23 protein-coding genes and 1 pseudogene are annotated in these 24,174 nt (G+C 58.3%); 15 read left to right on the top strand and 9 right to left on the bottom strand.

What is annotated here, in order from left to right:
- Positions 1 to 238: 238 nt before the first annotated feature.
- The 3 genes and pseudogenes from RGR602_RS28895 to RGR602_RS38910 all read left to right on the top strand — a co-directional run.
- On the top strand, positions 239 to 496 hold the full coding sequence (locus RGR602_RS28895) for a prevent-host-death protein (protein ID WP_040115451.1): 258 nt from the start codon (positions 239 to 241) through the stop codon (positions 494 to 496).
- Positions 489 to 905, top strand: coding sequence for a hypothetical protein (locus RGR602_RS28890; protein ID WP_040115450.1), 417 nt, complete (start codon positions 489 to 491; stop codon positions 903 to 905). The genes RGR602_RS28895 and RGR602_RS28890 overlap by 8 nt, the downstream gene beginning before the upstream one ends.
- Positions 906 to 950: 45 nt before the next feature.
- Positions 951 to 1,243: pseudogene (locus RGR602_RS38910) on the top strand (transposase); the annotation flags it as partial.
- 22 nt (positions 1,244 to 1,265) lie between these two features.
- On the opposite strand, the gene RGR602_RS39320 reads toward RGR602_RS38910, so the two are convergent.
- Positions 1,266 to 1,400 carry a hypothetical protein gene (locus RGR602_RS39320; protein WP_267285129.1) on the bottom strand — a complete coding sequence of 45 codons (135 nt, stop codon included), beginning with the start codon at positions 1,398 to 1,400 and terminating at the stop codon, positions 1,266 to 1,268.
- A gap of 192 nt (positions 1,401 to 1,592) precedes the next feature.
- On the opposite strand from RGR602_RS39320, the gene RGR602_RS28885 reads away from it, so the two are divergent.
- Complete coding sequence (locus RGR602_RS28885) at positions 1,593 to 2,717, top strand: IS256 family transposase (RefSeq protein WP_040115449.1); 1,125 nt, start codon at positions 1,593 to 1,595, stop codon at positions 2,715 to 2,717.
- A 219-nt stretch (positions 2,718 to 2,936) separates the two neighbouring features.
- Complete coding sequence (locus RGR602_RS37765) at positions 2,937 to 3,164, top strand: hypothetical protein (protein WP_170250158.1); 228 nt, start codon at positions 2,937 to 2,939, stop codon at positions 3,162 to 3,164.
- A gap of 269 nt (positions 3,165 to 3,433) precedes the next feature.
- Here the strand turns inward: RGR602_RS37765 and RGR602_RS28880 are convergent, their stop codons facing one another.
- The 5 genes from RGR602_RS28880 to RGR602_RS28860 all read right to left on the bottom strand — a co-directional run bounded on the left by RGR602_RS28880 (position 3,434) and on the right by RGR602_RS28860 (position 9,331).
- The gene (locus RGR602_RS28880) at positions 3,434 to 4,714 is read right to left on the bottom strand and encodes a DUF3422 family protein (RefSeq protein WP_040115448.1); all 1,281 of its coding nucleotides are present in this window, start codon (positions 4,712 to 4,714) and stop codon (positions 3,434 to 3,436) included.
- Between the two features lie 566 nt (positions 4,715 to 5,280).
- A complete protein-coding gene (gene minE, locus RGR602_RS28875; RefSeq protein ID WP_040115447.1) occupies positions 5,281 to 5,541 on the bottom strand; it encodes a cell division topological specificity factor MinE in 261 nt (86 codons plus the stop codon).
- Complete coding sequence (gene minD, locus RGR602_RS28870; protein ID WP_040115446.1) at positions 5,538 to 6,353, bottom strand: septum site-determining protein MinD; 816 nt, start codon at positions 6,351 to 6,353, stop codon at positions 5,538 to 5,540. The genes minE and minD overlap by 4 nt, the downstream gene beginning before the upstream one ends.
- A 32-nt stretch (positions 6,354 to 6,385) precedes the next feature.
- Positions 6,386 to 7,108, bottom strand: coding sequence for a septum site-determining protein MinC (gene minC / locus RGR602_RS28865; protein ID WP_040115445.1), 723 nt, complete (start codon positions 7,106 to 7,108; stop codon positions 6,386 to 6,388).
- Between the two features lie 93 nt (positions 7,109 to 7,201).
- Positions 7,202 to 9,331 carry a bifunctional diguanylate cyclase/phosphodiesterase gene (locus tag RGR602_RS28860; protein WP_040115444.1) on the bottom strand — a complete coding sequence of 710 codons (2,130 nt, stop codon included), beginning with the start codon at positions 9,329 to 9,331 and terminating at the stop codon, positions 7,202 to 7,204.
- 274 nt (positions 9,332 to 9,605) lie between these two features.
- Here RGR602_RS28860 and RGR602_RS28855 point away from each other — a divergent pair, with 274 nt between their 5' ends.
- Positions 9,606 to 11,519 (top strand): diguanylate cyclase, encoded by a 1,914-nt coding sequence (locus RGR602_RS28855; RefSeq protein WP_040115443.1) that lies wholly within the window; start codon positions 9,606 to 9,608, stop codon positions 11,517 to 11,519.
- Between the two features lie 365 nt (positions 11,520 to 11,884).
- Here RGR602_RS28855 and RGR602_RS28850 read toward each other — a convergent pair whose 3' ends face one another.
- Positions 11,885 to 12,646, bottom strand: a complete 762-nt coding sequence (locus RGR602_RS28850) for a hypothetical protein (RefSeq protein ID WP_052451790.1) — start codon at positions 12,644 to 12,646, stop codon at positions 11,885 to 11,887.
- 277 nt (positions 12,647 to 12,923) lie between these two features.
- On the opposite strand from RGR602_RS28850, the gene RGR602_RS28845 reads away from it, so the two are divergent.
- Both RGR602_RS28845 and RGR602_RS28840 read left to right on the top strand, forming a co-directional pair.
- Positions 12,924 to 14,324, top strand: coding sequence for a sensor histidine kinase (locus tag RGR602_RS28845; protein ID WP_040115442.1), 1,401 nt, complete (start codon positions 12,924 to 12,926; stop codon positions 14,322 to 14,324).
- Entirely contained in the window at positions 14,321 to 14,971 is a 651-nt protein-coding gene (locus tag RGR602_RS28840; RefSeq protein WP_040115441.1) for a response regulator, read from the top strand. The genes RGR602_RS28845 and RGR602_RS28840 overlap by 4 nt, the downstream gene beginning before the upstream one ends.
- Here the strand turns inward: RGR602_RS28840 and RGR602_RS37760 are convergent.
- Positions 14,961 to 15,416, bottom strand: coding sequence for a hypothetical protein (locus tag RGR602_RS37760; RefSeq protein WP_040115440.1), 456 nt, complete (start codon positions 15,414 to 15,416; stop codon positions 14,961 to 14,963). The two genes, RGR602_RS28840 and RGR602_RS37760, sit on opposite strands and share 11 nt — an antisense overlap.
- A 377-nt stretch (positions 15,417 to 15,793) precedes the next feature.
- On the opposite strand from RGR602_RS37760, the gene RGR602_RS28830 reads away from it, so the two are divergent.
- From RGR602_RS28830 to RGR602_RS28820, 3 genes are all read left to right on the top strand, one after another.
- Complete coding sequence (locus RGR602_RS28830) at positions 15,794 to 16,219, top strand: hypothetical protein (RefSeq protein ID WP_052451789.1); 426 nt, start codon at positions 15,794 to 15,796, stop codon at positions 16,217 to 16,219.
- A 489-nt stretch (positions 16,220 to 16,708) separates the two neighbouring features.
- Positions 16,709 to 17,839, top strand: coding sequence for a helix-turn-helix domain-containing protein (locus RGR602_RS28825; RefSeq protein ID WP_040115439.1), 1,131 nt, complete (start codon positions 16,709 to 16,711; stop codon positions 17,837 to 17,839).
- Between the two features lie 396 nt (positions 17,840 to 18,235).
- Entirely contained in the window at positions 18,236 to 18,457 is a 222-nt protein-coding gene (locus RGR602_RS28820; RefSeq protein WP_022717815.1) for a hypothetical protein, read from the top strand.
- A gap of 160 nt (positions 18,458 to 18,617) precedes the next feature.
- On the opposite strand, the gene RGR602_RS28815 is transcribed toward RGR602_RS28820, so the two are convergent.
- On the bottom strand, positions 18,618 to 19,280 hold the full coding sequence (locus RGR602_RS28815) for a GntR family transcriptional regulator (RefSeq protein WP_040116565.1): 663 nt from the start codon (positions 19,278 to 19,280) through the stop codon (positions 18,618 to 18,620).
- Between the two features lie 382 nt (positions 19,281 to 19,662).
- Here RGR602_RS28815 and RGR602_RS28810 point away from each other — a divergent pair, with 382 nt between their 5' ends.
- From RGR602_RS28810 to RGR602_RS28795, 4 genes are read left to right on the top strand one after another with little or no spacing between them, the layout of a single operon-like run.
- Positions 19,663 to 20,928, top strand: a complete 1,266-nt coding sequence (locus RGR602_RS28810; RefSeq protein WP_040115438.1) for an NRAMP family divalent metal transporter — start codon at positions 19,663 to 19,665, stop codon at positions 20,926 to 20,928.
- Positions 20,929 to 20,939: 11 nt separating this feature from the next.
- The gene (locus tag RGR602_RS28805) at positions 20,940 to 21,704 is read left to right on the top strand and encodes a LamB/YcsF family protein (protein WP_040115437.1); all 765 of its coding nucleotides are present in this window, start codon (positions 20,940 to 20,942) and stop codon (positions 21,702 to 21,704) included.
- A gap of 21 nt (positions 21,705 to 21,725) precedes the next feature.
- The gene (locus RGR602_RS28800) at positions 21,726 to 22,532 is read left to right on the top strand and encodes a putative hydro-lyase (RefSeq protein WP_040115436.1); all 807 of its coding nucleotides are present in this window, start codon (positions 21,726 to 21,728) and stop codon (positions 22,530 to 22,532) included.
- A gap of 7 nt (positions 22,533 to 22,539) precedes the next feature.
- Positions 22,540 to 24,150 (top strand): 5-oxoprolinase subunit B/C family protein, encoded by a 1,611-nt coding sequence (locus RGR602_RS28795; protein WP_040115435.1) that lies wholly within the window; start codon positions 22,540 to 22,542, stop codon positions 24,148 to 24,150.
- The last annotated feature ends 24 nt before the right edge of the window (positions 24,151 to 24,174 follow it).

Below are 24,174 nucleotides of genomic sequence, written 5' to 3'. Positions count from 1 at the left end.
TGCTCCAACTGTCAAAGCTAAAGCCAATAGGTGCCCTCCACCCGCCCCCTCCCTTCCCTTGCAACCCGGCCCAGCCGGTCGGATCGGGGGCTGACCGCCAGAGCCAGTGTCGCATCTCTAACTGGCTGACCAAGTCGCAGCCCTAATCAGCTTTGACAATTGTATTTGTGTCCGAGCCTTACCGTTGTAAAATAGTCAAATAATTCGTATAATTCGCATAATTTGAAGGAGCGTCACGATGGAAAAATTCTCAACCGTAGACCTGCTGCGCGATATTAAGACCGTGACTATGGCGGCAGATCGCCAGCCGGTCGCCATTACTCAACATCGCAAGGCCCGCTATGTCCTCATGACTTACGACGATTTCGAGGCCATGAAACAAAAAGGCGATCCGCGCAGAGCTTATGGCCCCAATGAAGCCCCCCCTGAACTGGCAGCAATGATCGGCCCCGAACTGGACCGGCTGATACAGGAAGGAAGCGAGAACAATGGCTGATTCTCCGGCCAATGGTTCGATCATCCGCTACCCTTATCTCTGGACATGGCAGCGCGACAAGGGAGAAACCGAGGGACGGAAGGCACGCCCGGTTTGCATGGTTCTGGCAATCCCGAAAGGCAATCAGACAAACCTGATCCTACTGGCTATCTCAGGCACCCCGCCCCACTCCGATCAAACCGCATTGGAGATTCCGCAGCTCGAATGCCGCCGCGCTGGAATCCGTGAGTGGAAAGATGCATGGATTACCGTCTCTGAATTCAATCACGACATAGCCGAACAGTCCTTCTACTATGATCCGAATGCAGAGGTGTTAGGATCGTTCAGCAAGGGATTTCTTGCGAAGATCGCCGCAGCCTTCAAGCCTTTCCTGGCTCAGCCGAGCGCGAGAGTCAGCCGAACCGATTGAGGGGAGGCCCGCACGCGGGCCTCGAGCTCTCCTTCCCGCCTCCAACTCGCCCGCCGTTCAATCACATCCGACCGTGGCACCGAGTTCACTGATAGCCCTACCTTCAAGCCAGCATCGGAACCCCAACACGGCTCTGCGATCCACAGTCGCCTTGGCAAAAGGGCACCGTCGAAAACATCAACAGGCGGGCCAGGAAATGGGTTTCGAGAGAGATGTATCCGCAGTCGATCACCGACCGCGACTTGAAGGAGATTTGCAACCAGTTCAACGCAGCGCCGCGCAAATGCGATGGCTGCGGCTATCGAACACCCGCCGAAATTCTGGCCTCTCGCCGCTTGCAAATCGCGGTTCGCCATGAACTCACATGGCGCCGGTCGCCGTCAATCCTATACCACCCTCACCGTCAGCATAAGCAACCGAAAGAAGCGTGCCGCGAAGCAGTGATGACAGCGCGGCGACATCGGCGTCCCCCTGCAGTTTGATTTCCGGAAGCATCGTGCGGCTTTGATCCCTACCCCGCCCCATGCAGGTGCAAGCGAGTATCAACCGCCGACGGAACAATTGCTACTGCGAAAGCTAAAGCCGAACGGGGTAGTGTGCTGAAGGTTCTGCAAATTCACTGAGAGAGGCGGTCATGGCAGGCTGGTGATGTTCAACGTCACCTGATTCCCTGGAAGGAACGCCACCATGACCAAGACTGAAGGTAAGACAGCCAGCGCCGCCGTCAAAGACATTTTGCTTTCGAACCCCGATGGGCTGCGCGAGGTGATCCGCAAGCGGCTCGGCTACCGCTCGGGCCACTATGGCCGCACGCTGATCACGCGGGTGGGCAAGCTCGAGCTGCGGGTGCCGCAGGATCGCTCGGGGCACTTCTCCACCGAACTGTTCGAACGCTATCAGCGCTCCGAGCGGGCGCTGGTGGCAACCTTGGCGGAGATGTATGTGCAAGGAGTGTCGACGCGGAAGGTCAAGGCGATCACCGAGGAGCTGTGCGGCCATGCCTTCTCGGCGTCGTCGATCTCGGCGATCAACAAGCGGCTGGACGAGAGCCTGAAGGCCTTTGCCGAGCGCCCGCTTCAAGAGCCGTTTGCCTACCTGATCCTCGATGCCCGTTATGAGAAGGTGCGCGAGGCCGGTGTGGTGATGAGCCAGGCGGTGTTGATCGCTGTCGGCATCGACTGGGACGGGCGGCGGCAGATCCTGTCGGTCGAGATGGCCGGCCGTGAAAGCCGTTCCGCCTGGAAGGACTTCCTCGTCAGGCTGAAAGGGCGCGGTTTGAAGGGCGTCGAACTGGTGGTCTCCGACGACCATGCCGGTCTCGTCGCGGCAATTGGCGAGGTGATCCCGGAAGCTGCCTGGCAGCGCTGTTACGTGCATTTCCTCAGGAACGCCCTCGATCATCTGCCGCGCAAGCATGGCGACGATTGCCTGCAGGAGCTTCGATGGCTTTATGATCGCCGCGATCTCGACGAGGCGAAGGCCGATCTCGCCGCCTGGCTGGGAAAATGGTCGGTCCGCTATCCGCGCCTGACCTCCTGGGTCGAGGAAACCATCGAGCAGACGCTGACCTTCTTTCGTCTGCCGCGCCAGCATCACAAGCACCTCAAGAGCACCAACATGCTGGAACGCCTCAACGAGGAAATCCGCCGCAGAACCTACGTCGTGCGCATCTTTCCCAATACCGAGAGCTGCCTACGCCTCGTCCGCGCGCTCGCCGTCGAAACCCACGAAAACTGGATGGAGGCCAATCGCTACATCAACATGGACGATCTGCGAGAGCACAAGAAACTCGCACTCCGTCAAGCCGCATGACCAGCACTCATGACCGCCCAATTTTGCAGAACTTGACGCACACAACCCCGAACGGGAGCGTCACCACCCGCCCCCGCTCCTCCCTTACAACCCGGCCCAGCCGGTCGGAACGGGGGCTCACCGTCGGTGCCAGCGGCGATGCCGAGTGTCGCGTTTCTAACTGGCTGGAGACGCGCCCAAAGTGACATTTCTACTTTCCGCTAAAGCGGACAGTTCAACTTGGCTGCCACATCAGCCATTAGCCAGCTACTACATGGCGCGAGAGGCAACGTGCCGCTGATCGTCTCCAAGGATGGCTTCTATATCGCGGGCGCCATGCAAAACCCGCTCGATACGGACGCTATGGTCATGAACAGTGTAGAAAATGATTTAGGATCGAAAGACGACCGATCGCAGGGCCAATATCTCGGCTATCTCTTTCGAGCGGGCGAAAACCAGACCCAGTGACCAGGGCAGCTTCGCGAGGAGCGTCCGAAGACCGGGTATGCTACCTCTCACTCACTCCGGTCTGTCCTTGCAAGCCGGAACAGCCGGACAGATCGGGGCTGGTCGTCGTGCCGTGTGGCGGCGCAAAGTGATATTTTAACTTGCGTCGAAACGAACGGTTCAACCCGCCGCGCCACATTTGGTGTAGCCGCAAGTTAAATTGTCCTGATCCTGCAAAGTAAGATATCACTCTTCCCTGTTTTATGACGTGGGAGATTGCGGATGGTTCCTCATTGCGTATCGTCTTCTTCCGAGTGCCGATGCCTGATATTCCGAACGATAAGCGAAATTCCCAAAATGACGAAAGGGACCGAGATTGCCGTCACAATTTCCGACCCAAACTCGATGCCAAACAAGTGTACCCCTTTGGCGACATATCCAATCAGTCCGACGACATAGTACGATATGGCCGCAACGGAGAGGCCCTCAACGGTCTGCTGCAGGCGTAATTGCATTTTTGCCCTGCGGTCCATGGAGTTTAGCAACGTCATGTTGATTTGCTCCAGCTCCACATCGATCCAGCTCCTTAGCAAGGACGTGGCACGAGCCAGTTTGCGCGAGAGATTTGCCTGGCGCTCCTCTACAGATTGGCAGGTCCGCATCGCCGGTGCCAGGCGCCGCTCCAAGAAAGTGCCAAGGCTCTCGCTCCCGGAGGTCGCTGTTTCGGCAAGCGCCCGAATCCGCTCCTGGACAATTTCGTAGTAGGCGCGGCTGGCGCCGAACCGGTAAAGACTCATCGCAGCATTCGCTTCGAGTTCGGCCGCCAGACGGGTAATTTCCGCAAGCAATTGATCGGCTTCGTCGCGAGCGTGCTGCTTCATCCGCTGAGTGAGCGCCGTCAGGCTAGCTTCTATCCGGCGGATCTCGGGTGACAGCGATTGTGCCAAAGGCAACGCCATCATTGCAAGTGTTCTATAGGTCTCAATGTCCAGAAGCTTCTGAACGAGCGCACCGCGCGAACTATCGGATAGGCCGCGGTCGATAACGAGGATCTTTGTTAGGCCATCCCCATCCGGACGGAAATCCGTAAGAATGGTGGCCTCTCCGCTTCTGAGGTCACTGCGGCAGAGGCTCGTCCGATCGAAAACGGCGAGGTCCTTCTGGGTCTCTTCAGTGTCAGGTCTGATCTCCAGTCGTATTCCCGAGATGAAGGGTCCGGGTTGCGAAAATCCGTCACCGAATGGATGCACAGGAATCTCAGCCCCGAACTTTTCTGGAGCGGGGCTATCCCAGAAATAGGTCGAGAATTCCGTGTGGCGTTCCCATCTCAGCGTTCCTTGTCCCCAGCTGATCGCATGGTGATTGGTCTCGTGAGACGGAGGCGGCGATCCGCTCGATTGGGAGAGCCGCTTTACGATATCATGATCCTGATCGGGCTCGCTGTCCGTCAAGAAAGCAAGCTGAAAGATGACGCGAGGTACCGTAATAAGGGCATATGGCCGAGCGTGGATTTCGCCCACCGCTCTTTCACGAAGAGCGGCCGGTCTGAAAGCAAAAACACCCCTGCTCATTTGACCCCCGGCAACAGTTGAGTATCTACCCGTTGCCATGCCTCAAATGTCATGTAAATCAATTTGTTAAGCGAGGTTGAGTTTAATCGATTATAGAGCAGCAGTCCGGCTGCAACTCAATTGCGCGTGAGCGGGAGAAGCGACCCGCGAAAGTGGCAAAGCTCAGGAAGGCGACGGCCCAGAAGGAGCCGGCGAGCGCGGGTGCAGCCTCGTACAGCTGAGTGCAGTCCGCGTGATTCGGGCGATCAAGATTGGACCTGGTTGCCCGGTACGGCCAACGCCGGTGCATGATTGTCCCAGTCGCGTCGGTCGTCCAGGCATGAACTCCTGCGCAAATCGACGTCAGAAGAGCGGTGTTTCCGTCAGCGTCGCTGACGGGGCGCCCCGGGCCAAGCCAGGTATATGGCTGCTATCAGGCGCCGCAACGGCGGAAGTGGCAGCGGGAGGGGCGGCGTCTTCAGGCAACCGACAGTTACAGTCGCCGCTTAGTCCCCGCCCTCCCCTCGCCTACCCGGCTCACAATATCCGACACACTACTTTCATGCGTGCGGCTTCCTTTGGCCGTTTCAAGCAGCTTGCGCCTCTGCCTTCAATGGGATCTCGACGTCGATTTCCAAAATCGACACGTGCTCATTGCGATCCATCTTTACTTGGACCTTATCGTTGTCGACTTGCACATGCTTGGCAATCACCGCAAGGATTTCCTCTCGCAGCAGCGCTACAAGGTCCGAACCCGCCGACGAGCGTTCGTGGGCCAGAAGCACCTGCAGGCGCTCACGGGCCGCGGGGGCCGTTTTCTTCTTGCCGAAAAGACTGAAGATGTTCATGCGGCCCTCCGTCCGAATATCTTGCCGAAGAGACCGCGCTTTTCCCCGGGAATTGTGATCGGTACTTCCTCACCGGCAAGCCGGCGGGCGGCATCGAAATATGCCATCGCGGGTGCACTGCGGCTATCGGCGAGCGTCACAGGTGCGCCAATATTGGAGGCGCGTAGAACATCCATGCTTTCGGGAACAATGCCGAGGAGCGGGATGGAAAGGATCTCCAGGACGTCATCGACTTTGAGCATATCGCCCCGTTCGGCGCGGTTGGCATCGTAGCGGGTCAGGAGCAGATGCTTCTCCATCCGCTCGCCGCGTTCTGCCTTGGCGGTCTTGGCGTCCAATAAGCCGATGATGCGGTCCGAGTCACGGACCGAAGAAACTTCCGGGTTGGTGACGACGACGGCGATATCGGCATGGCGCATTGCAAGGGTTGCCCCACGTTCGATGCCTGCGGGGCTATCGCAGATAATCCAGTCGAAGTGGCGCTTCAAATCGGCCATGACACGTTCGACACCCTCCGGCGTCAAGTTGTCCTTGTCGCGCGTTTGCGATGCCGGGAGCAAAAACAGCGTCTCGAGCCGCTTGTCGCGTATCAGCGCCTGAGGGAGCTTGGCATCGCCTTGTATGACGTTGATCAGGTCGTAGACGACCCTTCGCTCCGCACCCATCACGAGATCGAGATTGCGCAGCCCGACGTCAAAATCGACGACGACCACTTTTTCGTTCCTCTGCGCCAGAGCCGCTCCAAGCGCGGCGGTAGAAGTTGTCTTGCCAACTCCGCCTTTGCCTGAAGTGACGACGATGACTTTCCCCATCTTGCTCTCCTGTGTCCTAGCCGGCTTTCGGCTCAGATAAGTTTCTCTGCCATGATCGTGTCGCCTTCCAGCCAGAGCTGGACAGCCTGCCCTCGAAGGTTCGAGGCCATGTCTTCGGCGGTCTTGTAGACGCCATCAATCGCAACTAGCTCTGCCTCGAGCTTTCGGCAAAAGATCCGCGCTGACGCATTTCCGACCGACCCCGCCATGGCCCTGCCCCGCAAGGTGCCATAAACATGGACCGAACCTCCGGCGATGATCTCGGAACCGGAGGCAACAGAACCGACGATGGTGACATCGCCTTCCGGGAAAATCACTGACTGGCCTGAACGCACGGGCTGCCGGATCACGATGGACTGAAGCGCCGGACGCGCTTCGCTTGCCGGCTGCTTGCTTTGCAGATCAATAATTGGTTCCGCTTTTGGAAGCTCAAAGTCGGACACCGGCCGTCCGCCCTTCAGTGCAGGCGGCATGCCTGGCCCGAGGATTGACGGCCGCCCGCCCTCGATTCCCATGACGCTCACATTGCGTTGCGTTAGTTCCGCAATAAGGTCTTTTAACTGCGATCGGTCGATTTGCAGGTCCGTGACATCAAGCACGATGGGCCGGCCCAAAAAGAATCCGGCTGAGCGGGCTGCGAGATCATCCAGCCTCGCCAGCCAATCATCAAGCGGGAGATCTGGAGAAAGCATGACCGCGAGGAAAGAGCGGCCCTTGATGCGGATAGAGCGAGCGTCTGTTAGCACTTTGGTCATCTATGTTAAGAAATCGTTGACCATATCTACCGCCGCCATGGTTAATAAAGAGTTAACAGTATTAAGAAAGGTTTGCGCAGCCGCTGGGCAATGTCATGCCGCTGGATCTTCTAGACGAAGTGTCTCTGAAATCTCCTGTGCCGACATAGGCTTTCCGACGAGATATCCCTGAAGCTGATCGCATCCTGTGTCGCGTAATATCGCTGCCTGGCGCGCATTCTCGATGCCCTCGGCGGTAACGGGAATATTTAGAGCCGTTGCCAAGGAGATCGTCGCGCGAAGAACCTCAATGCCGTTGGCAGCGTCTTCGACACCCGAAACAAGTGATCGATCGATCTTCATCCGATCGAAGCCAAACTGCCGCAGTGCGCCAATACTGGCATAGCCGCAACCGAAGTCGTCAAGCGCGAACTTGATTCCGACGCGCTTAAGCTGGTCGATGGACCGGCGGGCCTGATCGGGATTCGTCATGAGGACGCCTTCGGTTATCTCCAAAGTCAGGCGGTTGGCGTCGAAGTCAGATTCCTTCAAAACCGAAATCACTTGTGCTCCGAAGTCCGGATTACACAGCTGGATTGGCGAGACATTGACAGATAGCGTAAGGCCGGGCCAGGCTCTCGCATGGCAGATCGACACACGCAGCATATGAACGCCGAGAGCGTCTATGAGGCCAGATTTTTCAGCAAGCGGGATGAAGACCTCAGGACTGATCCTTCCAGCGGCGCTTTGCCAACGCGCCAAGGCCTCAAGGCCTGTGATCGCACCCGTGGTGGCAGAAACGAGCGGTTGGAAAACGGGTTCGATTGCTCCACTCTTTATGGCGCTTCTCAATTCGCCTTCCAGTTCGCCGATACGCACGCGTTCGCGGTCGAGCTCGGGATCATATCCAATAGCTTGACCTCTGCCATTTTCCTTGGCGCGGTAGAGAGCCATGTCGGCCCGCCGAAGCAGTTCCAGGGGCGCAATGTCCTCGCTTCTGGGCGCGGCTCCGATGCTTGCCCCGACTTCAATCGTTCGCCCGTCGATTTTGAACGGCCCGGCAAAGAGGTTGAGAATTGCCTGTTCGAAGTCGCCGAGCGCAGCCGATCCGACTTGCACCAGCGCGAATTCGTCGCCACCCAGCCTCGCGGCGGCAATGACTTCCTGGTGACAGGTCGCCAACGCCTTCGCAACGATGCGGATCAGATCATCGCCGACCGCATGCCCCCAAGCGTCGTTGACCGCCTTGAAGCCATCAAGGTCAACGAGATAAAGAGACACCTCCGGCACAGCCGAACTGCTGAGATGCTCCAGCACATTCAAAAGGCCATGTCTGTTGAGCAGACCGCTCAGATTGTCATGATTTGCTTCGAAACGCGCCACGTCCGCCAATCGACGCAAGCGCCGCGCCTCAGAGGCGCCGGCGAAAAGGACGCCTGCCAGAAACAGGCAAAGGATGACCGCGGCGGCCAGTATGTACGGATAGACCGCCATAAAGACGGCGCTTCCGGGCGCTTTGCTGGGCCAGACGAGAAAGGCAATGGTAGCGCCGTCCATGCCTTTGATCGGGACGCTCAGCAGGCCTGGTTCAGCCACTGCCTGGAGCCGCAGCCCCTCAAGCTCGTGTTCAGCGGAGAACGCGCCTAGAATGTCCGGCGTGACTTCCTTGTAGAAGCTCAATACGCTCAGCCTCGGAAGCTGGGCATTTGTCGAGAAGGGCTGAATTGCCTGTGATGCGACAAGGGCGACACCGCTTTCGGTCTTGAAGAAGTTGACCAGAGGAGCCTCGCTAGCGATCGCAGCAGCTTTGCTCTGCCGCGCGAAGGCCTCACCAAAATATTCGCTCGGCTGGAAAGACTTGCCCTTCGCATAGGAAGAGGTCACCCTTCCTTCGGGGTCGATGACGATTGCACCGTCATACAGCGGATAGTCCTCGCTGGTCTTTCCCCAGTTGTCGTAAGCCCAGGCGGCGGCGTCTGATGAGGCAATGGCGGCGTAAGCATCATCCCACACGGCATTATCCGTTACGGTCCCGCTGAGGCGGGCCGCAAATGCGGCGATCGCGGCGGCTGCGGCACGCGTTGCCCGCGCATCGTCGATTTCATTGCCCGACCGGGTCATGGTCGCAACAACGTGGGCCATCAGGCCCGTCAACAAAAGAGCGACGGCAAGGAAGCAGATGGTTGCAGCAATGATGGAAGACGTTTGAGCACGAACATATTTCGCTGCAAAGCTGGACGACATGAAGGGTCCGAGAATCTGTGAGTTTAAGGATCATGTCTTGGGACGGCAGGAGACATCATGTCCGCAATGCGCTGCATTTCAGGTTTAGCATTCGACGATGTAAGCGTGCTTAAAAAGCGTGGTTAACGACAAAAGTAGCCATCCAACGCAGCCCGCGGCGCCGAAATGATAGCTCAGCCACCGGGATCCAAAGCGAACACCGCGTTAAGTTGCCCGAAAGAAAAAAAGCGTAGAAGTTCAAATCGATCCATGTCCTTGAGCTGCTGAAACGATCATGAGCACAACCTGGCAGATACTGACGGGAAACCTCGCCGTCGTTGCACTTGTCATGTCGGTGTGGGCCCACTTCTATTATCGATTCCGCAATCTTTCCGCGCTTCAGTCGAAGGTCGCGTTCGGTCTGACAATGGGCCTCGGCGCCATTGCATCGATGTTGCTTTCGATCCCTGTCAACTCCGGCGCATTCATCGATTTGAGATCGTCGCTGATTGCGATCTCCGGGCTGTTTGGCGGGCCGGTGGCAGCCATCGCCACGATGGCTGTTGCAGGCGGCTTCCGGATATATTCAGGCGGAGCGGGAACAATCAACGGCATTACCGGTATCCTGCTGATCGGCGCCGTTGGTGTTGCCGCTCACATAATCGTTCAAAACCGCAAAATCGGGATTATCGATGTCGTGCTCCTGGCTGCTGCGGTTTGCGTAACACTCGTGGGATCGACACTGGTCCTGCTCAGCTCCGCCGATGGCCAAACGCTTACGTCAATCGTTGCGCCCGCTCTCTTCCTCAATTCCTGCGCCATCATCATCTCCGGGCTTGTCCTGTTGCAGTTCGAACGCATTGCATTGGAACGTGATCTGTTGACGGCCGCCCTCACCCAGACATCCGACTACCATTACGTCAAGAACAGTCAGAGCCAGTTTGTCATCGTCAACCGCAATGTCGCCGAACATCATCACTTCAGCTCGCCGGCCGAGATGATCGGCCTCACCGATTTTCAGCTTGCAACACAACGGCGCGCGGAGATCTTGTTTGCTGAAGAGCAAGAGCTTTTGCGAAACGGCAAGCCCGTGATCGACAAGATCGAACAGCTTCGCGAGGGCGAGCAGGAAAGATGCTACTCGACGTCCAAGTTTCCTTTGCGCGACGGAAAGGGCGAAATCATCGGTCTTGCCGGCGCCACGCGCGACATCACGGAACAGCGGCGCGTGGAGCGCGAACTCACCGAAAGTCGGAACTTGCTGTCGCACGCGATGGCCGGCATGTCGGATGGATTTGCGATGTTCGGTCCTGACGGCACGCTACTATTCTGTAACGAGCAGTACAGGTGCCTTTTCCCCTTATCTGCTCCAGCGCGGATTCCCGGAGCCAACATTAAAGACATTCTGCGGAAGGTTGCGGAGACAGAGGAGCGCCGCGATCTGCCCAAGGACGTGACAGATGACTGGATCGACAACGCCGCCGCGCACCTGCATCAGGACAAGGACGAGGAGATTGACCTTTGTGATGGCCGCTGGCTCAGCTTGCGGACGCGACTGACGACGGACGGAAAAGCACTCGTTGTCGTATCGGACATCACAGCCATGAAGCAGGCCGAGCACTCGCTGCGGGAACTTGCCGAGCAAATGAAGAGTTTGGCGGAAACGGATGCTTTAACGGGGATCGTCAACCGGAGGGCTTTCGACCAGGCCATCGTCATCGAGCTTGCCCGAAGCGCCAGAAACCGGACCCCGCTCAGCCTGCTTTTGATCGATGTCGATCGTTTCAAGGCCTATAACGACACTTACGGTCATGTTGCGGGCGACGAATGTCTCAAAGCCGTGAGCGATTGTTTACGCGAGGTTGTCAAGCGCCGCACCGATGTCGTCGCCCGCTTTGGTGGTGAGGAGTTCGTCGTTCTGCTGCCCGAAACCGACGAAGGCGCAGCCCAGGCGCTTGCCCTCAAATTCCTGACGGGTCTTCGGGCGCTGGAAATACCGCATGCGGGGAGCGAATTCCGGTATGTCACCGCAAGTGTCGGCGTTTTGACAAAGCAAAGCTCTTCTTCCGAACTGGTATCGGCGGAACTGATCAAACGCGCAGACGACGCTCTTTATGATGCCAAACGCAACGGTCGCAACCAGATCAGCACCTGGAGTGCCCAAAAATGCGATGGGCGTCGGCAAAAGGGGTCATCGCGCTCAAGATGATTGTCCTACCCCGGGGCTCCGCTCTTCATGCGTCGCAGGATCTTCTCAACCCCCGCCTGCTTTCAAGGCAGCGCACAAATTGCGGAAACAAGAACGGAGTTTTGCTGAAGTCTGGGCAGTCGACTGAATTTGGCCCAAAACGTGCGGTCGCCATTTCCGGCATGTGGCATTATCCGGCCCTGCTTCCGATATGGCACGACGCACGTATCCATAGCATTCGACACAAATGATAATGTTTCACCAAGATCTCTCAGCAAGAGTTCCTAGACGGGACTCTTGCAGCCAACGTGCTGGTTATCGAGGGACTTCGCCGTTCCCGGCAATGAATTGCGCCGGCACCTCAGGTGCCGGCGCGTATCTCAACATCAGTTCGCCGGCTCGGTGGGCGTCTCGGTGACAATCGTGACTGTTGTCGTCGTTTCCGTGGTTGTTGGCTCCTCGAGCGTATCCACGGGCTCCGGATCGGGCAGCGTTTCGCGAATCTCGTCGATCTTGCCGACTGCCGGTCCTACGCCGAGGATTTCCTTGGCTTCAGCAAGGGCATCGTCGCTCACAACGCCCCCTTTTGTGAAGCCCGTAAGGGCCTCGCGCAGCGCCTCATCGCTCAGCGCCGGATCGATCGGAACCACATCGGGCCCGCTTACCTTTTCGAATTCAGCATATGCCATGACGTAGGCCGCAACGGGAGCCAGTCGCGGGTCGTTGGAATGCATATAGGCATGATAGTTGCGGTTCAACGAACTCAGTCCAACCGCGTCCGATTTGGTGTTCTTCAGACTTTTCTTTGCAGCGTTGCCGCTCTTGACGGGCTTTTCCGCCTTTGTTGCCTTACCGGTCTTTTTTTCATGAAAGAAGAGTGATTCGAGCGTCGGCGTGCTGGCACCCGACTTTGAATTCGTCTTCGAATGCGCATTGCCAGACTTGCCATGGTTCGAGCCCGCGCTGCCGTGGTTGCCTCCATTCCCACCCCCGTTCCCATTGCCGTTTCCACCACCACCAGAATTGCCGTTGCCATTTCCGTCCTTGGCGAGGGCCACGTTCGAGATTCCGAGCGTAGCGCCTGTTAGTGGTGCGACTGTGATGGTAAGCGCAAGAATGCCCCGGCTGATTACTTTTCTGATTGGCATGCGATGTCTCCTCGTTAAAGCGGCGGCGACGAAAATCACGGCCAGCCGCGGATGGGCGGCTTCACTGAACGCAACGATAGCTTGCGCGGCGGCGCGATTCCATGATCGTCAGACCAATGCCGCAGCGGTTAGGACTTAGGTCCGATGGATGGATTCTAAACGTCTGATAGTGGACGCTTGACAAGCTCGCCATTGACCGCCGGAGCAGAGAAGGTAGGCTATCTGCAAAATCGAAACGGGTCGCCCACGCAATGCGACCAATCCCCGAGAATAACTCGTGCGTCGGCCCAACCTGATTTCAAAATGGAATTCGCAGTCACTGGCCAAGCAGTTCCTAGTGATTGGCGGCATTGTCTCGATTGGAGCGATGCTTCTGGTCGGGGCGTTCGTGACTCGATTGATCGAAGACGCCGTTACACGCAATTCTGCCGCAACGACCGCCCTTTACGTGGACAGTGTCATTGCTCCGCTGCTGCCTGACATGCAGACGAGCCAGGCGCTTGACGACACTGTCGCGCGTGCTCTGGACGAGACGCTCGGGCAAGGTGCGCTCGGCAACCGGCTGTTGTCATTCCGTTTGTGGCGCTCGGACGGAACTGTTCTCTATTCGAACGACAAGACCATGGTCGGAAAGAAGTTCCCGCTCAGTGATGAGCTCAAGACGGCCTTTGCCGGCAAGATGGCGGCACAGTTCAACGAGCTCGACGATGTCGAGGACAAGGTAGAACGCCTTGCCGGTAAACCGCTTCTGGAGATCTATAACCCCGTCCTGCAGCCCTGGTCAGGACAGGTGGTCGCCGTTTCGGAGTTTTACGAAATTGCCAACGACTTCCAGCACAGCCTTAGACAGGCCCGGCTTCACACCTGGCTCGCGGTGGCGGGCTTTACGCTTGTGTTCTTCGCGACGCTTTCGGCGATTGTTTTAAGGGGTAGCCGAACGATCGAAAATCAGCGTCATGCGTTAAGCCAGCGGATCGACGATTTGTCCGCTTTGCTTGCCCAGAACGAGGCTCTCCGGGAGCGTGTCCAGCGCGCTTCCGAACGTGTCACCGCATTGAACGAGAGCTATCTGCGGCGCATCGGCGCGGATCTTCACGACGGCCCAGCCCAACTTATAGCTTATGCTTCACTTCGGCTGGATAGCCGCACCGTCGTCAGCGCCTCGACCTCTCCTGTCACCCGCGAGCGGGAGGTAGCATCCATCAAGGCAAGTCTCGACGAAGCCATGCGCGAAATCCGTACGATTTGCAGCGGTCTGGTCTTGCCGCAGATCGAGGCAGCGAGCCTTTCTGAAATATTGGAGCGTAGTGTTCACGCGCATCGCCAGAGAACCGGGACGATCGTCGAGCTGGTGACGTCCAGCATCCCTGTTTGTCTATCGCCGTCGGCGAAAATATGCATCTACCGTTTTGTGCAGGAAGCATTGAATAATGCCTATCGCCATGGCGGGGGCGCGGGCCAGCGTGTTATCCAGCGTCTGCAGGAAAATTGCGTCAGCATAGAAGTCGCAGACGATGGGCCAGGTTTCAGTCCCGACGACGTCGGACCTACCAGCCTTGGACTTGCGGGCCTCAGGGAACGCGTTGAAAGTCTTGGCGGTACGTTCGAGATCACATTTGCGGCGCCAGGTACGACCGTCAGGATGACACTCAACACCGAGGAGGCCGAGCAAATATGAGCGAAACGATCAGGGTCGCGGTTATAGACGATCACCCGCTGTTTAGAGAGGGCGTAACGAGAAGCTTGTCGGAGATCGATGGTTTCTTGGTGATCGCCGAAGGCGGCTCGAAGGATGACGCGTTGCGAATTGCGCAGGACCTGCGGCCCGACATCATCCTCATCGACATTTCCATGCCAGGCGGGGGACTGAACGCGATTGGTCCGATCCTTGAAGCATCACCCGCGCAGAAGATCATCATGTTGACGGTCTCTGAAACCAACGATGATGTTACCGGAGCCTTGAAGGCGGGGGCGAAAGGTTATGTTCTCAAAGGCGTCGGCTCCAGAGCACTCGCTGACATCATCCGCACGGTGGCTGACGGGGACGGATATGTTGCTCCGACGCTGTCTGCCAAGTTGCTTCACAATCCATCCGAGCCCTCCAACGTTGACGCCATTGCTGCGCTTACCGCCCGTGAACACGAAGTTCTAAAGCTCGTCGCGACGGGCCTTAGCAATAAGGAGGTGGCCCGGAAGCTCGACCTGCACGAGAAAACGATTAAGCATCACATGACACAGGTCATGGCGAAACTTGACGTCAACAACAGGACAGAGGCGGCGATGGTCTTTCGCGATGCGATCGATCGGAAGCCGGTCAGGGACTGAATGATTGAAGCCGTTTTACATCATCAAACGTGGCGCGCCGATTGACGATCGTGCGCCCTTTCGCATCTTTCATGATGTAACGTCCCCTTTTGACTTCCTCGCTCATTCCATCGACGTGAAGCACTTCAAGCGAGGAGTTGTCATCGCCTCTTGTCGTTGCCGACACACCAGAGCTTTTTCCGGAAGAGCTGTTGCTCGAGCCGCTCTTCCCGTTGCCACCGCCGCCGTTGCCACCGCCGCCGTTGCCATTGCCGCCGCCGTTGCCGCCATTGCCGCCGTTGCCATTGCCGCCGCCATTGCCGTTGTTTCCACTCTTGGCCAGGGCAGACTGGGTGACCACGTCAAACGCGGATCCCGATATTTCAATCTTGTAGGGAAGGATTGAAAGGGAGACACCAACCAAAGCCCAACACAACGTGGCTAGAAAGTTCCGACGCGTCGTCATCGCTGTTACCTGACGCGGGGTCAGCGCCCACGTCCTTTGTCAATTAAAGAGCGCACTTGGAGCAATGGCGAATATTCGGCTCGAAGGCGATGGGCAAAACCTGCTGAGCAAATTTACATGCAGCATCCAAGCAGCCGAAAAGGCCAGTCCAAGTTCTTGAGATTGCTCATGACGCATGCCGATCGTCAACCCTGCAAGCGCCTGATAAAGGAAGATCAGACCTTTCCTGCGAACGGGATCGGACCTTCGTCCGCTTGCGGATAGGACCAAAGTCCGAGGACAGATGAGGACTGGGAGGGCATGATCAACCCACGAGAGATATGTGCTCGCGTACTCTCGTTTCGTTCTGATGTGCAGGTCGCGTTCCGGAGACCGTAATGATCCCTCAATGGCTGGCGCTTCTGAAGAGGACCCACCCCCCGGGCGCGGTTACAAGTTTCTCGGCTGCTGCATTTGAGCTTACGGCCGCAATTAACCTACGCCTCGCCTTGAGGATGATCAAACCGACAGCAGAGTGTCTGGCCAGAGCCGAAGAATTTTATGAGCGAGCAAAGCTCTATAGCGAATTGCGCGAAGCCGGTTCGGCATCTACTATCAACGCGGAAAGACAACTGGCGGACGCTTTAAAATTGCTGACAGCGGAAATGCAGGTGTGCGATCCTGGGCGAAGTGCCAATGACATTGTCGTACGACACATCTTGACAGACGAACGTGCCAGGAGACCAGAACCACCTGACAAGGATCGGGAAGGCATTCCTCTCGAAGTTGGAGATTTCGATTGTCTCCGCTCAACTTCCTGCTGACCATATCCGGTGGTATGGAGCCGCTGCGACCGTTGAGACTTCCACCAATACCGACGACCATGTACTCGGCTCCGGTTCATGCGCCGGTCTCGATCACCGGATCCGCAGGGGTTCGTGCATTCCGCCAAATGCCACAATCTAGACAAGAAATTACCTAGACAATGGCGTGAACGGGATATCGGTAGAATCAGGCCAGTTCCTGATCGAGGGTCGACCACAAGGTCGGGGGTAGCGAGCTTGAAAGTCAGACGTGGCCGCGTTGGGCTCGTGCATGAGATGCCGGGTTGGCCAGCGCTGTGCAGTCGTTGGTTTGATGAAGCGCCTATCTTCGCCTGGAAGGGACAGCGTTCTCCGTCTCTTTCGACAGATCCGGCGACTTAAGTAGGGTGACTATTTGGCGCTGTCGTGACGCCAGTTCGGGGGACCAGATTGTCAGATGATCGACGCAAAGAACAATCCGTACCCCCCGGTTCCAAAACCGAAAATGGCGTGCCGGGCGACGACACTGCGCCGGTAGAGGTCGAACGCCGTCGTTATCCGCGATCGGCACAGCCAAGCAATGAAGAGCCTCCGGCTCCGCCAGCGTTGGAACCATTGCTGTTTTCCACGCGCGGGCTGGAACCGGCAGGTCAATTTGCGGCCTGGCAGGCCTATGTCGCTCCCCTTATAGACATTCGGCGTCCGGATTCCCCTTCGCAAGAAGCGGAGTTTGTAGCCGATCATGCGGCCTGGAATCTCGGCGGCATGCTGGTCGTTCAACAAAGCACCCCTGCCCACAGCTATGTGCGATCGGAGGCAAAGGTGCGGTCAAACCTCATCGATCATTGGCACATTTCGGTCCTGCGCAACGGGCGGACATGGACGGAAGTTGATGGGCATGTCTCGGAGGGCGAGCCAGGAAAGGTGGAACTGCGTTCCTTGGGACATCCATTTCGAGGCCGATCAACCGAGGCGCGGGTCCTCTCGCTTTATTTGCCGCGCGAACTGCTTTTTGATGTTCCCGCCTCCAGCGAAATCAAAAACAATGTCGCCTTGTCCGGAACATACACTAAACTGCTGATCGAATATCTGGATGGTGTCGAGGCAAACCTTTCACGTCTGGCTGCGGTGGACCTTCCTTACGTGGTCCAGACCACACGTGATATGGTTTTGACCTGCGTTTCAGCATCGGCTTCGAATATTGCTGTTCCGGAGCAACACAGCACCTTGGCTTTGATGGAGCGCGTGCGCCGCTTCGTCCAGCGCAATCTGAAGTCGCCCGATCTCACGACGGATCGGATATGTCGGGAACTTGGTGTTTCGCGCACCCGCCTCTATCAGGTGTTCGAGCCGGATGGCGGCGTTCATCACTATATTCAGCGCCGGCGGCTTTTGTCTGCTCACGCTGCCCTGAGTGACGTCAGCAATCGGCAGCAAATCGTCGATATCGCCTTTGCTGTGGGCTTTTCTTCTGCTGCCCATTTCAGCCGGGCCTTCAGTAAGGAGTTTGGTTACAGTCCGCGGGAGGCGCGAAATGTGGCCGTTCCGCTCTATCTTGGGCATGCTGTCGCACCAATGTCAGAAGTCGAGAGCGCTCATTCCTTCGACAAATGGCTAAAGACGCTCGGCCATAGCCGCTAGCCCCGGCCGGTGGCCATCAGAGCAGGCGATCTGCGGCATTGACGAGCTCATTTCGCTTGCCGCACACATCGATCGTGCGCCGCTAAAGCCGATGGCGACCTGTCCTAAGCAGCCCGGCGACCTCCCGACGATGGCCCTTTACTGGTCGCCGCTCGTCGCAGGACCGTGGGTATGTTTGCTTGACCGCATATCGTGGTCATTGAGGGTAAAATTCCGGATCGCCGATCGGTGATTGCAAAAAATGGACGCTGCTGCAAGTTTCGGGATGCGTGGCTAACGACACGCGACACTTAACTTATTAGAAACGAAGCATAATAGCAGTTCAGACGAGAGAAACCGGGTACATGACGAATGTACTCTCCATGCAAAATAGCGCAACCTCCAGGGGGCATATCAATGGAATTTACCCGTCCGACAATACAGATCAGCAATCCGCAACATGGCGCAAGTGATCCATATAGAGCTGTCGAGCGCGAAGAGGTCCTTGCAGCGGCATTTCAAGATTTCGTGCAAAGGGCCCTTGCTGCGGGGTGGAAGGAACCGGAGGTCGCCTTGACCTTGGCCGACATCGCGGATGACTATGTGATGGCGCTCGCGCGAAGGGTTGCAGCAAATTAGTATTGAGTATCCGTTCGCGTCTCGCACGACAACAAGCGCGAAATGGTGCCAGCAATTCTTCGGCAAGCCCGCCGGCGCTGCTGCTTCGCGACGAAGCGGCTCGCCGGCGGCGTGCGTGGTTCTGAGACCGTGGTTTTAGCTGCTGGTTTCACAATGGGGATCATTTGCCCGGATCGATCCGCGAGAAGGCGGCGAGAACTGTGCGCTCAGACTGCATCAGATACGCTTCGAGCGCCGTGCAAGCTTCGGCCGTCAGTCCCGCCTCGAGCTTTTCGAGAATAGCGCCATTGAGGTCGACATAGGGCGCGTGCAACGATTCGGGATCGGCGAGAAGGCCGAAACTGAGACGCAGCTCTGCGGCGATCTGGGCGTAGAAAGCATTCAGGCGCTGACTGTCGGCAAGATCGACGATCGCCGCGTGAAAGACCATGTTTTCGCTGCCGACCATGGCCCAATCCTTGCGATCGCGCGCGACCCTGGCGCGCTCGACCGCCGAGCGCATACGAACCACCGCCGGATGCTTGGGATAGGCCTTTGCAAGCGCCTGGCATTCGATCACGCGGCGCACACGGTAGATGTCGATGATTGAGGCCATGCTCGGCGTGGCGACGAAGACGCCGCGATTGGGTTCGTGGCGCAAGAGATTTTCCTTGGTCAAGAGCCGGAAGGCTTCGCGCAGTGAATTGCGCGACACATCAAGGCCGGCGCTGAGCGCTGCCTCAGACAGGCGCTGCCCCGGCTTCAATTCGCCCGCGATCAGCATGTCGCGGATCTCCTTCGCCAGACGCGGCGCAAGCGCCGATATGGTATCCTGTTCAGCCATCAAAGCCCCTTCTGCATGGAAATGGATGAAGCATCCGTCTCCTTGCGCATCGATATCGCGGTTCTCGCTCAATGGGAACCATTGGGCGAACGACACGGCCAATCGGGTCACTGCGGCAAAGGTCAATCGCGGCAGTCAGACATATCCCTTAAGGGCGCGAAAAGTGACAAGCGCGCGGGCGGGTGCTGCAAAATGGGTTCTGAAGATTGGCCGGCGCTCATGAAATGCTCAGATTGCTCAACATTTCAAAAATATAGTAGAACGATAAACTAATATCGTTGAACAATCTTGACATCTTAGAGAAACGCGACGACGCTGGCTCGTGTCAGAACTCACACGGCCCGCCCGAGGGACTGCGGGAGGCCGCATAAGGAGAGGGTTTATGGAACAGCTATCAATTTCATCCGCAGACGGCGCATCGGCCGCATCCTCTGGCATGTCGCTCAAGTCGCGGCGCGCAGCACTCACGGCTGCGGTGTTCTTAATGGCTACGTCGGCAATTGGCCCGGGATTCATCACCCAGACGGCAACATTTACCACCAAACTCGGTGCGGCTTTCGCTTTTGCGATCCTCTCCTCGATTGTCATTGATTTCGTCGTGCAGCTGAACATCTGGCGAATCGTCACCCTGACGCGGATGCGTGCCTCCGATCTCGCCAATGCCGCAATCCCGGGCGCTGGCTATCTGCTTGCCGTTCTGGTGATCGTCGGCGGATTATTCTTCAATATTGGCAATATCGGGGGCACGGGCCTTGGTATCAATGCGATGATCGGGCTTGATCCGAAAACCGGCGGCGCAATCAGCGCGATTCTTTCGATCGGCATCTTCTTATCGAAGCGCGCCGGCATGGCCGTCGACCGTTTCATCATCTTCGCCGGTATCTTGATGATCGCATTGACACTCTATGTGGCCATCGCATCGGCCCCGCCCGTTGGCGAAGCACTGTTCCAGACCTTTTTACCGGCAACCGTCGATTTCGCCACGATCACCACCATCGTCGGCGGCACGGTCGGTGGCTACATCACCTATTCCGGGGCACATCGCCTACTCGACAAAGGCACGGTCGGCATCGAAAACCTCGGCGCCGTCAACCGCGCAGCCCTCACCGGAATCGCCGTCACCGGCGTTATGCGCTACGTCCTCTTTCTCGCTGTGCTCGGTGTAGTCGCAAGCGGTGTCGTAATCGATGTCTCAGGCAAGGGTGCCAATCCGGCCGCCCAAGCCTTTGAGGCCGCCGCCGGCGATGTGGGCATGCGCGTCTTCGGCATTATCCTGTGGGCTGCCGCCATCACCTCGGTTATCGGCGCTGCCTATACCTCGGTTTCCTTCCTCACGATCTTCAAGCAGGACCTTAGTGAGAGGGCGCGCAATATCGCGACCGTGATCTTTATCGCGGTATCGCTGTTCTTCTATGTGATTATCACGACCCCGCCGGCCCAGATGCTGGTCTTCGTCGGCGGCCTGAACGGTCTCATTCTGCCGATCGGCCTGTCGATTTTCATCTATGCTGCCTGGGCCCGTTCTGACCTGATGGGTGGCTACCGTTATCCGCGCTGGCTGCTTGCGCTCGGCGTGCTGGCTTGCGTCCTCACCTGGTACATGGGCTACAAGTCAATCGGCCCGATCTTCGCGCTTTTGACCGCCTAAGGAGACCTGATATGACTGCCATCGATCTGAACAGCGATCTCGGCGAAAGCTATGGCGCATGGGGCATGGGCGACGACACCGCGATGCTCGCCCTCGTCTCCAGCGCCAATGTCGCCTGCGGCTTTCATGCCGGCGACCCGCTCGGTATTCTAAGAACCGCCAGGGCCGCAGCTGAAAAGGGCGTTTCGATCGGCGCTCATGTCTCCTATCCTGATCGCGTCGGCTTCGGCCGGCGCGACATGGATGTCGCAAGCCACGAACTGACCGCCGATGTCATCTATCAGATCGGCGCACTGAAGGGCATTGCAGCGGCAGCGGGTGTCACCGTCGGTTACGTCAAGCCGCACGGCGCTCTCTACAACCGCATCGCCCGCGATCCCAAGCAAGCCCAGGCAGTGATCGACGGCATCAAGGCGGTGGATCCCTCGTTGGTGCTGATGGGTCTTGCAAATACGCCAATTCTCAAGCTCGCCCGCGACTGCGGCTTGAAGACCGTGGCGGAAGCCTTTGCCGACCGGGCCTATACACCCGATGGCGACCTTGTCTCACGCCGTGAACCGGGTGCCGTCCTGCATGATCCCCAGCTGATCGCGCGCCGCATGCTGCAGCTTGCCCATGAAGGTACGCTTGAAGCGATCGACGGCTCGACGATCAAGATCGACGCCCAGTCGATCTGCGTGCATGGCGACAGCCCCAGCGCTGTCTCCATCGCCATGGAGATTCGCCGCGTCTTCGAAGTCGACGGGATTGCCGTCCGCTCCTTCCTGGCCGCCTGACCAACCTGCGAGAGACGTGCAATGATCGATATCGAACATCTTCGCCACATCAACGCTGGGCCGGCTCAAAAGGCCCGCGAACGCTATCGGATAGGCAGCATCGAGCCGACTTCGGGCGTCGCGCCGGGTTTCACCCAGGCTAATATGATCGTGCTTCCGCGCGACTGGGCCTTCGATTTTTTGCTTTATGCGCAGCGCAATCCAAAGGCTTGTCCGGTGCTCGATGTCTCTGATCCGGGTTCGCATGCGACCCTGCTTGCGCCCGGCGCCGACCTTCGCTCTGATCTGCCGCTTTATCGCATCTGGCGTGATGGAAGGCTCGCCGAAGAGACAGCGGATGCGACAGCAGCCTGGGCCGAATATCCAGACCTCGTCAGCTTCCTGATCGGCTGTAGCTTCACCTTCGAGACCCCGATGGCGGAGGCCGGGATCGAGATCCGCCACATCACGGACAAGTCCAATGTGCCGATGTATCTGACCAACCGGCCTTGCCGGCCGGCCGGCCGCCTGCATGGGAACATGGTTGTTTCCATGCGGCCGATCCAAGCGTCGCGCGTGGCGGACGCCGTGACCATCTCGGGACGCTTCCCGGCAGTGCATGGCGCACCTATACATGTCGGCACGCCGGAAGCGATCGGCATTAAGGATCTCGCCGCGCCGGAATTCGGCGATCCGGTGCGAATCGAGCCGGGCGAGGTTCCGGTCTTCTGGGCCTGCGGCGTCACCCCGCAGGCGGCCGTGATGGCCTCCCGTGTCCCCTTTGCGATCACCCATGCGCCGGGACACATGTTCATCACCGACATCCCCGATTCCGCCTATCACGTTTGAGGTTCCGATGCGTTTCCTGCCTGTCAGCCTGACAACCATGCTTGTCGAACTCGCCGATCTCGACGAGACGCTGGCGCTGTTTGCCTCGCTCAAAGCTGATCCGCTGGAAGGTATCGAGGACATGGTGCCTGCGGCCCGCACGCTGATGATCCGCTTGCGGCCGGAAAAGCTGACGCTGGAAAAGCTGGCCGGCGAGATCGCGACACGCGATCTGTCGATGCGCGCGGCACCCTCCGACAAGCTCGTCGAAATCCCCGTTTGCTACGATGGCGAGGACTTGGCAGATGTCGCAGGCCTTACGGGCTTGTCTATCGAGGACGTCATCCGTCGCCATACCCACAGCGAATTCACCGTCGCTTTTTGCGGCTTTGCGCCCGGCTTCGGCTATCTCACCGGCGGCGATCCGGCACTGCAGGTGCCCCGCCGCCCGAGCCCGCGCACAAGGATCCCGGCCGGCTCGGTCGCTTTGGCCGGCGCCTTCAGCGGTGTCTATCCGCAGGCGAGCCCCGGCGGCTGGCAAATCATCGGCACGACGCCACAAAAGATGTGGGATCTATCGCGCGATCCGCCAGCACTTCTTCAGCCCGGCTACCGCGTGCACTTCTTCGATCTCAAAAAGAAGGCAGTATCAACTACCAAGACGACGACCAAGACCCTGGTTGCCCACCCACCAGTAGTCGCGTCGGATAGCCTTGAGCTCAAGGTTCGTGCCGCCCCCATCCCGGCACTTTTCCAGGACTTCGGCCGCTTCGGCAAGACCGGCCAGGGGGTCTCATCCTCCGGCGCGCTTGACCAGGGTGCACTCAAGGCGGCCAATCGGGTGGTCGGCAATCCGGCCGGCATGCCCTGCCTCGAAATCACACTTGGCGGTTTTTCCTTCGAGGTTTCTGGCCGCACCGTCATGGCGCTTAGCGGCGCGCTCTGCCCGATCAGCATCCGTGATGCAGCTGACCGCACGATTAGCGCCGAGACCTATCAGCCAATCTCGCTTGAACCGGGCGATGTGGTGACGCTCGGCCACGCACCGAAAGGCATGCGCAGCTATCTCGCCGTCCGCGGCGGATTTGTCGTTAGGCCGATACTCGGCAGCGCTTCCACCGATACGTTGGCGATTGTCGGTCCCGACCCTGTCGCGGCAGGCGCAGTGCTGGCCATCAACAGTGATAGCTCGGCCCTAACCAGCGTTTCGCTTCATGAAGCGCCAGCCTTCGACCATCCGGCAGCGGACGAAACCATCACGCTCGACGTGATCATGGGGCCCCGCAGCGACTGGTTCACCGAGGCTGGTATCGCCGCCCTCTCCGGCCAACTCTGGCAGGTGACACCTCAGTCCAACCGCGTCGGCATCCGCCTTTCCGGCGATGTCCCGTTGGAGCGCAAGGACAAGGCGGAACTGCCGAGCGAAGGTACGGCGACCGGCGCAATCCAGGTACCGCATAGCGGCCAGCCGGTCCTCTTCCTCGCCGACCATCCGCTGACTGGCGGATATCCGGTCATCGGCACGGTCGCCGAATACCATCTCGATCTCGCCGGACAGATCCCGGTCGATGCCAAAATACGATTCCGGCCCGTGACGACTTTCGCCGATATTCAGCCCGCCAAGGCTCGAGATCGGTAACGGCCAAAATCAAGTGAGGAGGAG

The organism is Rhizobium gallicum bv. gallicum R602sp (assembly GCF_000816845.1).
GTDB classification, from domain to species: domain Bacteria; phylum Pseudomonadota; class Alphaproteobacteria; order Rhizobiales; family Rhizobiaceae; genus Rhizobium; species Rhizobium gallicum.
Note: the sequence above shows the minus strand (reverse complement) of the source record. Positions and strands in the feature narration are given on the sequence as shown.

Bases quoted from the DNA above. Each gene is read 5' to 3' on its own strand.
- RGR602_RS28895 (WP_040115451.1), top strand. From the start codon at position 239: ATGGAAAAATTCTCAACCGTAGACCTGCTGCGCGATATTAAGACCGTG.
- RGR602_RS28890 (WP_040115450.1), top strand. From the start codon at position 489: ATGGCTGATTCTCCGGCCAATGGTTCGATCATCCGCTACCCTTATCTC.
- RGR602_RS39320 (WP_267285129.1), bottom strand. From the start codon at position 1,400: ATGCTTCCGGAAATCAAACTGCAGGGGGACGCCGATGTCGCCGCGCTG.
- RGR602_RS28885 (WP_040115449.1), top strand. From the start codon at position 1,593: ATGACCAAGACTGAAGGTAAGACAGCCAGCGCCGCCGTCAAAGACATT.
- RGR602_RS28880 (WP_040115448.1), bottom strand. From the start codon at position 4,714: ATGAGCAGGGGTGTTTTTGCTTTCAGACCGGCCGCTCTTCGTGAAAGA.
- minE (WP_040115447.1), bottom strand. From the start codon at position 5,541: ATGAACATCTTCAGTCTTTTCGGCAAGAAGAAAACGGCCCCCGCGGCC.
- minD (WP_040115446.1), bottom strand. From the start codon at position 6,353: ATGGGGAAAGTCATCGTCGTCACTTCAGGCAAAGGCGGAGTTGGCAAG.
- minC (WP_040115445.1), bottom strand. From the start codon at position 7,108: ATGACCAAAGTGCTAACAGACGCTCGCTCTATCCGCATCAAGGGCCGC.
- RGR602_RS28860 (WP_040115444.1), bottom strand. From the start codon at position 9,331: ATGTCGTCCAGCTTTGCAGCGAAATATGTTCGTGCTCAAACGTCTTCC.
- RGR602_RS28855 (WP_040115443.1), top strand. From the start codon at position 9,606: ATGAGCACAACCTGGCAGATACTGACGGGAAACCTCGCCGTCGTTGCA.
- RGR602_RS28850 (WP_052451790.1), bottom strand. From the start codon at position 12,646: ATGCCAATCAGAAAAGTAATCAGCCGGGGCATTCTTGCGCTTACCATC.
- RGR602_RS28840 (WP_040115441.1), top strand. From the start codon at position 14,321: ATGAGCGAAACGATCAGGGTCGCGGTTATAGACGATCACCCGCTGTTT.
- RGR602_RS37760 (WP_040115440.1), bottom strand. From the start codon at position 15,416: ATGACGACGCGTCGGAACTTTCTAGCCACGTTGTGTTGGGCTTTGGTT.
- RGR602_RS28830 (WP_052451789.1), top strand. From the start codon at position 15,794: ATGATCCCTCAATGGCTGGCGCTTCTGAAGAGGACCCACCCCCCGGGC.
- RGR602_RS28820 (WP_022717815.1), top strand. From the start codon at position 18,236: ATGGAATTTACCCGTCCGACAATACAGATCAGCAATCCGCAACATGGC.
- RGR602_RS28815 (WP_040116565.1), bottom strand. From the start codon at position 19,280: ATGGCTGAACAGGATACCATATCGGCGCTTGCGCCGCGTCTGGCGAAG.
- RGR602_RS28810 (WP_040115438.1), top strand. From the start codon at position 19,663: ATGGAACAGCTATCAATTTCATCCGCAGACGGCGCATCGGCCGCATCC.
- RGR602_RS28805 (WP_040115437.1), top strand. From the start codon at position 20,940: ATGACTGCCATCGATCTGAACAGCGATCTCGGCGAAAGCTATGGCGCA.
- RGR602_RS28800 (WP_040115436.1), top strand. From the start codon at position 21,726: ATGATCGATATCGAACATCTTCGCCACATCAACGCTGGGCCGGCTCAA.
- RGR602_RS28795 (WP_040115435.1), top strand. From the start codon at position 22,540: ATGCGTTTCCTGCCTGTCAGCCTGACAACCATGCTTGTCGAACTCGCC.